Source organism: Bacillus sp. JJ1764 (assembly GCF_036962145.1).
Lineage (GTDB): Bacteria > Bacillota > Bacilli > Bacillales > Cytobacillaceae > Neobacillus.
This window is the reverse complement of the sequence record NZ_JBALNY010000031.1, coordinates 20477-26817: the sequence shown is the minus strand read 5'-3', so window position 1 is coordinate 26817 and position 6341 is coordinate 20477. Positions and strand designations below refer to the sequence as shown.

Sequence of the window (6341 nt, the reverse complement as noted above, 5' to 3'; positions counted from 1 at the left end):
GATTATGGGTTCAGGGATCAATCAATGGTATAACGCAGATGCAACCTATCGAACAATCCTGAATTTGGTTTTACTAACCGGTTCCCAAGGTGTTAATGGTGGTGGCTGGGCTCATTATGTTGGACAAGAAAAAGTGCGTCCGCTTGAGGGCTGGCAAACAATCGCCCTGGCAAGAGATTGGGGAGGACCACCAAGATTACATGCAGCCACTCCATTCTTTTATTTCGTTACAGAACAATGGAAGTACGATGATCAATCGGTTGAAGATCAAATTTCACCTTTGATCGAAAAACCGCGGTATAAGCATTCTGGTGATTATTATTCGCTTGCAACGAGACTTGGCTGGACACCGGCTTACCCGCAGTTTGATAAAAACTCTATCAAGCTAATTGATCAAACAAAGCTGGATCAAAAAGAAGAAATCATTCAATCCATTGTAAATGATATAAAACAGGGAAATACAAAATTTGCGATTCAGAATCCGGAAGATCCTAAGTCATTTCCTAAAGTCATGTTCGTTTGGCGTGGGAACCTCATTGGAAGTTCTTCTAAAGGACATGAATATTTTTTGAAATATATGCTGGGAACTCACCATGGAACATTAGGCGAGCAAAATGATCAATTGAAAACGGAAGAAATTGAATGGAATACACCGTCTGCAGAAGGAAAACTGGATTTATTAATCAATATGGATTTCCGAATGGCTGGAACAGGGCTCTATTCCGATATCGTGTTACCGGCTGCAACCTGGTATGAAAAATATGATATTAGTAGTACTGATATGCATCCATTTATTCATCCGTTTAATCCAGCCATTGCTCCTCCATGGGAATCAAAATCAGACTGGGATACGTTTAGGCTTTTGGCAAAAACATTCTCAACGATGTCAGAACGGTATTTTCAGGCACCCGTTCAAGATTTAGTTGCAACGCCATTACTCCATGATTCTCGTGATGAAATATCAGAAGCCTGTTCATTTGGAAAAATTCCAGATTGGTTGAATGGAAATGTTGAACCGATACCGGGACAGAATTTTCCTAGTCTGCATGTGGTAGAAAGGGATTATAGTAAAGTTTTTGATAAATTTATTACCCTTGGTCCTGTCATTAAAGAACAAATTGGGGCAAAAGGTCTGGGCTGGAAGGCAAAAGAAGAATATGAAAAATTAAAGAAGATTCTCGGAACGGCAAGTAAAACTGCCTACCCTGATTGTCCGAGTCTTTACACGGCTAGAGATGCTGCAGAGACCATACTAACTCTTTCTAGTTCTACCAATGGATCATTGGCTATGAAAGCATGGGATGCTCTCGAGAAAAGGTCTGGACAAAAGCTAAAGGATCTTGCAGAGGAACGTGCAGAAGAGCACATGTCATTTAATGAAATTACAGCGCAGCCACGCCAGGTTATCTCTACCCCCGTTTTTAGCGGAACGGAGACAGGCGGACGGCGGTATTCACCATTTACAACGAATGTTGAGAGACTAATACCTTGGCGGACGTTGACAGGAAGACAGCATTTCTATCTCGATCATGAAACGATGTTGGAATTTGGAGAAGAATTTCCAGCTTTTAAGGCTCCACTTAGGAAGGTAGCTTTTCAGAGTAATGAGCGAAAGCCGACCGGTATGGGTAAAGAAATTACCCTCCGTTATTTAACTCCGCATTTTAAATGGTCTTATCATAGTACATACGGAGATACCCTCCCAATGTTAACGATGTTTCGGGGAGGACCACATGTCTGGATGAACAGAACAGATGCAGAGGAAGTTGGAATTGCTGATAATGATTGGCTGCAAATGTACAATCGGAATGGAGTCGTCGTAGCCAGAGCAGTAGTAACTCACAGACTGCCAAGAGGCGTCGCCTTTATGTATCACGTTCAAGAGCGCCATATCAACGTTCCAGGTTCAACCATTACGAAGGAGCGTGGTGGTACCTTCAATAGTACAACTAGATTGCAAATGAAGCCGACCCACATGATTGGCGGATATGCTCAACTTAGCTTTGGATTCAACTATTATGGTCCATGCGGAAGCCAACGGGATGAAAAAGTCATCATAAGCCGGCTTGACAGGAACGAGGTGGATTGGCTTGAGAATTAAGGCACAGTTCGGTATGGTCATGAACCTAGATAAATGCATTGGTTGCCATACCTGTAGTATTACTTGTAATAACACTTGGACCAATCGTCCCGGTGCTGAATATATGTGGTGGAATAACGTTGAAACAAAGCCAGGGATTGGCTATCCGAAAGAATGGGAAAACCAGGAGAAATATAAAGGTGGTTGGAAATTAAAAAATGGAAAAATTGAATTAAAAGCTGGAGGAAGAGTTTCCAAGCTGTTAAACCTGTTTCATAACCCGAATTTAGCAGAACTAGATGATTACTACGAACCATGGACCTATGATTATGAAAATTTAACTAATAGTCCTGACCAGGAGCATCAGCCTGTTGCTCGTCCAAAATCACAAGTTACCGGGGAGTATATGGATATTAAATGGGGGCCAAATTGGGAGGACGATCTGGCTGGTGTATATGAAACAGGAAAAAAGGACCCAAATATTTTTGGGATTGAAGAGAGAGTAAAATTTGAATACGAGCAAACCTTTATGATGTATCTTCCTAGAATTTGCGAACACTGTATGAATCCCTCTTGTGTGGCCTCCTGTCCGTCAGGAGCCATTTATAAACGAGAAGAAGACGGGATTGTGTTAGTAGATCAGGAAGCCTGTCGCAGCTGGCGTTTTTGTACAACAGGCTGTCCATATAAAAAGGTGTATTTTAACTGGAAAACCCATAAGGCTGAAAAATGCACCTTTTGTTTTCCGCGAATTGAGACAGGTCTTCCAACGGTATGCTCGGAGACGTGTGTGGGCAGATTGCGCTATATTGGTATCGTTTTTTACGATTTAGATAAAGTTGCGCAGGCGGCTTCTGTTACAAATGAAAAAGATCTTTACGAAGCCCATTTAGGTGTATTTTTAGATCCACATGACCCAAAGGTCATTAAAGAAGCACGCAAGGCAGGCTATCAAGAGGATTGGATTGAAGCGGCCCAAAATTCTCCAGTGTATAAACTGGCAGTTGAACAAAAAATTGCATTGCCGTTACATCCAGAATACCGCACATTGCCAATGGTATGGTATATTCCTCCATTAAGCCCTGTCATGAGTGCATTTGATGGAGGATTGGACGGAGTAAATCCGCATGTCATTTTCCCGCAAATTGACCAGTTACGTATTCCAATTGAATACTTGGCAAATATGCTAAGTGCCGGAGACACTGATGTCATAAGAAATGTATTAAAGAAAATGGTGGCAATGAGAAGCTATATGCGTTCACTTAATTTAGGCAAACAACCCGAGAAAAGTATTCTGAATGCAGTGGGAATGACAGAAGAAACTATGCACGAAATGTATCAGCTCGCTGCTATCGCCAAATATGATGATCGCTATGTTATTCCAAAGTCACATCGCGAAGACGCCGCCAATATGTATTTAGGACAGGGTACAGTAGGATATGACTTCATGGAAGGCTGCTCCGGCTGTTCTGTTTCGCCAATTATTTCGGAGGATTACAAAGTCGGCGATGATTATTGGGGGGAGTTGAATGGATAAGCACCAGCATATTTTCGGTATGGCATCTATTCTGTTGCAGCATCCTGAGCAGGACTGGCTGATGGACGATTTGCTTTTAAATGAGATAAATTCCATTGATCACCAATTGGTAAAATTACTTTTTAAGCAATTTCATCATTATTTAAAAAGCACTTCGTATGTAGATCTTTGTGCTGAATATGCACAAACATTTGATTTTAATGAAAAAACGACCCTTTATTTAACCTATTCGATCTTTGGAGATAATCCCGATCGAGGAAAGGCACTACTTAAGTTAAAAAATGAATTCAAGGAAGCAGGTTATCCATTGGATAGTAATGAACTTCCAGATTATTTTCCTTTAATTCTTGAATTCTGCTCCTTGGTACCAATTGATATAATGACAAAAATGATAACTATTCACAAAAGATCGATTGATCAATTGTTAAAGGAATTATCATTTAAGGAAAGCCCGTATCAATTAATTGTTCAAGGCTGTGTGCAGATCATGGACCATATAATCGCAAAACAAAAGGCTTCGTAGGGGGATTTACATGACATATTTCCAAACGTTATTCTGGGTTACCTTCCCTTACATTATGTTAACTATGTTTGTTATTGGACATATTTATCGTTATAATGTGGACCAGTTTGGCTGGTCTGCAAAATCAAGTGAATTTTTAGAAAAAAAGCAGTTGAAGTGGGGAAGTCTCCTTTTTCATTATGGGATACTCTTTGTGTTCTTTGGGCATGTTGCTGGGATCTTAATTCCTAAAGCACTTTATGATTCAGTGGGAATTACCGATCATATGTATCATTTTGGAGCAGTTTGGATTGGCGGATTGGCAGGTATTGCAACTATAATAGGGATCTTGTTACTCATGGTGCGCAGGATTACTGTGAAGCGGATTTATATTCATAGCACATTTCGAGATTTTCTCGTCCTTGTACTGTTAACCCTTACCATTGTCACTGGATTTGTTAATACAGTTTGGTACACAGGAAGAGGAGTTGCTTTTGAATACAGAGATACAATTAGCCCATGGTTCAGGGGGATCCTTTCATTAAACCCTGTTCCAGAATTAATGGTTGGTATACCGGTCGGATTTCAAATTCATGTAGTATCTGCTTTTTTTCTTTTTGGAATATGGCCTTTTACAAGACTTGTTCATGTTTGGAGTTTGCCACTTGAATATTTAAATCGAAAATATGTGGTTTACCGGGCAATTTTTGGGAGACGCGCTGTGGCAATGTCTACAGAGAGACCAAAAGATAAAGTGGATTAACAAAATAAGAGGCTCTTTTGAATAGAAGCCTCTTATTTTTGCTTTTTTGCATATTCCCAAGCCAACATTTGTTTTACTTCATTATAGCTTAAACCCGATTGGCTGTTTTGCCGCTTTACCTTGTTAATATCTGTACCGACGATTGTAAATCGTTTTTGGTCATTATTCATTTTTTCTCCTCCTAGACATTTTTTCTTTTATTTTGGGCATACTAACATTAAAAGGAGGCGGTTCCTATTTTTTTTGGTAAACGGGCAAAAGAAGAAGAAATGGAAACAATCCTGGTAGACACCGAAATATACTCTTGCTTGGCTGAAGCATGTATTGGCTGGATGAGAAAAGATTTTGTAGCGGATGATTTACTATGTCCAATGTGCGGCACGGAAATGGCTCTTGAAATTAAAGAGTTGCCTAAAATTTAATGGTATTTGTAAAAGACTGTCTATATAAAGGCAGTCTTTTATAAATTTTCATTTTGTTGACCTATCTCACCCGCGGCAATAATCGAATTGGCCTCTTCAAGATATTCATGTTCATCAACGGATTCACCCGGAACATTCTTTTTATTTGGAAACACTGCACCATTATTGATGGTCATCTGAGGTTCTTTCGGTGCGGTTGTTAAATAATCTTTCCTTTTTGCCATATAAATTCAACTCCTTATCTAGAGGTTTTACTTAACTGAAGGTCTTTATGCTTGGCTTTTTTTCCATATAACAAAAAAACCTCTCCGAGTAGGAGAGTTTTTTTGTTATTCGGCTTTCTTTGCTAAGCAACGGTCACATTCTAATAAGTATGATTCTGCCTGTTCCTCCATGTGTTGACCACATTCTGGGCATTCCTTTTTAGGTAAATTGCGGAAAAACTCTACTGGACTCATTAACATTTTAAATTCCTCCCTTTATTAATACAGTATATGAATAGTTTACATTGTTATAGTACAGCGATATTAAAAAAATTATTCCTCTTTTTTTGATAAACAACGGTCGCATTCCAACAAGTAAGATTCAGCTTGCTCCTCGATGTGCTGACCACATTCACAGCAAACTTTTTTAGGAAGGCTACGGAAAAACTCAACTGGACTTATCATCATTATTAACATCCCCTTTATTAATACAGATTATTAATATCCATCTTGTTATAGTACAGTATAAACAAAAATTTCTAAAAAGTGTAGACTTTTTTATAAAAAAATATAGTTATTATTAAAAATAAGTCTTTTATCATGTTTTTTAGCTGCAATTAAGATATATTGAGAATGTTCATCCAGTTTAAATAACAAATAATGAACTAAAACCTAATTTTTGTACTTCCATATCGATATACTTTACATTACAATCATAGTAGAAATAGATAGGGCAAATGAGGGGATGCGTTTTAATGGATGCAATTATTGGCGATTTTCAGCCATATATTTTCATTATTGCCATAGGTTTAACAATTATGGCTTCATATACGG

General features: G+C 38.8%; 9 protein-coding genes. 5 read left to right on the top strand and 4 right to left on the bottom strand.

Features of this window, described 5'->3' with window-relative positions; translation table 11 throughout:
• The 4 genes from V7083_RS04715 to narI form a co-directional block, all read left to right on the top strand.
• Positions 1-2101, top strand: a 2101-nt coding sequence (locus V7083_RS04715) for a molybdopterin-dependent oxidoreductase (protein WP_335475893.1), incomplete at its 5' end; no start/stop codon positions are given.
• The gene (gene narH, locus V7083_RS04710) at positions 2091-3617 is read left to right on the top strand and encodes a nitrate reductase subunit beta (RefSeq protein ID WP_335475891.1); all 1527 of its coding nucleotides are present in this window, start codon (positions 2091-2093) and stop codon (positions 3615-3617) included. The genes V7083_RS04715 and narH, both read left to right, overlap by 11 nt.
• A complete protein-coding gene (gene narJ, locus V7083_RS04705) occupies positions 3610-4140 on the top strand; it encodes a nitrate reductase molybdenum cofactor assembly chaperone (protein ID WP_335475889.1) in 531 nt (176 codons plus the stop codon). The genes narH and narJ overlap by 8 nt, the downstream gene beginning before the upstream one ends.
• A 10-nt stretch (positions 4141-4150) precedes the next feature.
• Complete coding sequence (narI, locus tag V7083_RS04700) at positions 4151-4882, top strand: respiratory nitrate reductase subunit gamma (RefSeq protein WP_335475887.1); 732 nt, start codon at positions 4151-4153, stop codon at positions 4880-4882.
• Positions 4883-4914: 32 nt separating this feature from the next.
• Here the strand turns inward: narI and V7083_RS04695 are convergent, their stop codons facing one another.
• Positions 4915-5052, bottom strand: a complete 138-nt coding sequence (locus V7083_RS04695; RefSeq protein ID WP_335475885.1) for a hypothetical protein — start codon at positions 5050-5052, stop codon at positions 4915-4917.
• A 66-nt stretch (positions 5053-5118) separates the two neighbouring features.
• Here V7083_RS04695 and V7083_RS04690 point away from each other — a divergent pair, with 66 nt between their 5' ends.
• Entirely contained in the window at positions 5119-5304 is a 186-nt protein-coding gene (locus V7083_RS04690; RefSeq protein WP_335475896.1) for a cold-inducible protein YdjO-related protein, read from the top strand.
• 38 nt (positions 5305-5342) lie between these two features.
• Here the strand turns inward: V7083_RS04690 and V7083_RS04685 are convergent, their stop codons facing one another.
• The 3 genes from V7083_RS04685 to yhfH (V7083_RS04675) form a co-directional block, all read right to left on the bottom strand.
• A complete protein-coding gene (locus V7083_RS04685) occupies positions 5343-5528 on the bottom strand; it encodes a hypothetical protein (RefSeq protein WP_335475883.1) in 186 nt (61 codons plus the stop codon).
• A 105-nt stretch (positions 5529-5633) separates the two neighbouring features.
• The gene (yhfH, locus tag V7083_RS04680; protein ID WP_335475881.1) at positions 5634-5768 is read right to left on the bottom strand and encodes a protein YhfH; all 135 of its coding nucleotides are present in this window, start codon (positions 5766-5768) and stop codon (positions 5634-5636) included.
• A 72-nt stretch (positions 5769-5840) separates the two neighbouring features.
• The gene (gene yhfH / locus V7083_RS04675) at positions 5841-5975 is read right to left on the bottom strand and encodes a protein YhfH (RefSeq protein WP_335475879.1); all 135 of its coding nucleotides are present in this window, start codon (positions 5973-5975) and stop codon (positions 5841-5843) included.
• Positions 5976-6341: the final 366 nt, after the last annotated feature.

Excerpts from the sequence above, each read along its gene's own strand:
- narJ (WP_335475889.1), top strand. The coding sequence starts at position 3,610 with ATGGATAAGCACCAGCATATTTTCGGTATGGCATCTATTCTGTTGCAG.
- narI (WP_335475887.1), top strand. The coding sequence starts at position 4,151 with ATGACATATTTCCAAACGTTATTCTGGGTTACCTTCCCTTACATTATG.
- V7083_RS04695 (WP_335475885.1), bottom strand. The coding sequence starts at position 5,052 with ATGAATAATGACCAAAAACGATTTACAATCGTCGGTACAGATATTAAC.
- V7083_RS04685 (WP_335475883.1), bottom strand. The coding sequence starts at position 5,528 with ATGGCAAAAAGGAAAGATTATTTAACAACCGCACCGAAAGAACCTCAG.
- yhfH (WP_335475881.1), bottom strand. The coding sequence starts at position 5,768 with ATGTTAATGAGTCCAGTAGAGTTTTTCCGCAATTTACCTAAAAAGGAA.
- yhfH (WP_335475879.1), bottom strand. The coding sequence starts at position 5,975 with ATGATGATAAGTCCAGTTGAGTTTTTCCGTAGCCTTCCTAAAAAAGTT.